Raw genomic sequence first — 1,687 nt, forward strand, 5'->3', positions numbered from 1 at the left:
ATCCGACCGATGTGTGCACATCACTCGTGTTGACACCCGTTCTCGTGTGGTGCGTGTATCGGTTGTGCGATCCCGCGCGGTGAGCAGTACGAGCGTGTCGGCCGTGGTCGGCCGCGTTGGATGCACACGAACCGCATCGGTGGTCACCGGTATGATGACAAGCGCCAATCAGCGTACAAATGCGCTAACGTAAGCGAGCCGCAAACGTAACCGCAAGAAAGCCAGACAGGAGATCTCATGCAACGTGACATCGTGAAAGACCGGACGTTCCTCGCCCGTAAATCAGCGCCCGCGACGGCGGATGATGCGGCGGTGATCGCGGATTTGCGCGACACGCTCGCCGCGCATCATGACGATTGCGTGGGCATGGCCGGCAACATGATCGGCAGTCTGACGCGCATCATCATCGTCACGATGGGGGAGAAAGACGTCGTCATGGTCAATCCTGTCATCATCAAACGTGACGGCATGTACTTGACGAAAGAGGGATGCCTGTCGTTGGAAGGCGTGACGCGGGTCAAGCGGTACGAGAACATTACTGTCGCATGGCAGGATGACGGCTTCCACAGGCATGTGACCAGCTATTCCGGGTGGGTTGCGCAGATCATTCAACATGAGGTTGACCATCTCGACGGCATTCTGGTGTGAGTTGGCTGCGGCGGGTGCTGTTCGTCGCGTGTGAGAGATTCCCGCACGATGGTGTGCGGCGGGTGGCATGCGGCGAGCGGCGGGCTGGTGGTACTGGGTGGTTCCGGCTGGTTCCGAGTGGTTCCGGATGTCGCGTTTTGTGAGGCAATCCTCACACGGTGGGGTGTGGAGGTGCTGGTTCTGTCGGTTTCGGTGTTCGTGTTACCCGGCTTGTGAGCGAATCCTCACATGGAGGTGTGTGGCGGGTGACTAGCCGACTGGTTTCGGCGTTCGTACTACCTGGTTTGTGAGTCAATCCTCACACAACGGTGTGCGGAGACGTCGGATTCGCTGGTTTCGGGTGTTGTGATACCCGGTGTGTGAGTGAATCCTCACAAAGTGAGTACTGCGGAATCGGTACCGCGGAATCGGTACCGCGGAATCGGTACCGCGGAATCAGTGCCGCAGAATCGGTACTGCAGAATGACGATTGAAGTGGATTGGGGTTGGTTGATGTGGATCGATATGGGCGAGACGGATTGATGCGAATCATCGCAGGTCTCCGGTGCAGGTCATCATCGCAGGTCGATAGATTCCTGGCTCATTCCTGGCTCACTCCCGGCTCATCAATTGGCCGCCCCGTTCGCGTCTGGCATGTGCGCCGCGCCCGATGTCCGTTCCTGTCATGCCCGCGCACGCGCCCGCCGCGAAAACCACACGTTGAGCAGCGATCCGGACACCACCAGCACCACGCCAATCCAGAACGGCAATCCAAGCGCAACCCCCAGCAGCAACGTGCTGGATGCCGTCGAGAACACCGGTGTCGCATACGACCCGATGGCGAGCGTCTCCATATTGCCGTGTAGCATGCCGTACCCCCAGCATGCGTATCCGCCGGCTATCGACACGGCACACGCAATCAGCGCAACATATCCGCCGATTCCAGGGGCTTGCGCAGGCAGCCCGTCACCGGAAGTGAAGTGGATGATCCACAGCGCGACGGCAACACAGCAGAAGAATATGGTCGTCCCGTCGTAACCGCCGGACATTGTCGGCGAGA

The 1,687-nt window shown here is 59.5% G+C and carries 2 protein-coding genes; one reads left to right on the plus strand and one right to left on the minus strand.

Going from position 1 to position 1,687, the window contains the following annotated elements; translation table 11 throughout:
- Positions 1 to 237 precede the first annotated feature (237 nt).
- On the plus strand, positions 238 to 648 hold the full coding sequence (locus DSM100238_RS09200; RefSeq protein WP_152356361.1) for a peptide deformylase: 411 nt from the start codon (positions 238 to 240) through the stop codon (positions 646 to 648).
- Positions 649 to 1,310: 662 nt separating this feature from the next.
- Here the strand turns inward: DSM100238_RS09200 and DSM100238_RS09205 are convergent.
- On the minus strand, positions 1,311 to 1,687 hold a 377-nt coding region (locus DSM100238_RS09205; RefSeq protein ID WP_152356362.1), incomplete at its 5' end, for an EamA family transporter.

This window comes from Bifidobacterium apri (genome assembly GCF_009299485.1).
Classification (GTDB): domain Bacteria; phylum Actinomycetota; class Actinomycetes; order Actinomycetales; family Bifidobacteriaceae; genus Bifidobacterium; species Bifidobacterium apri.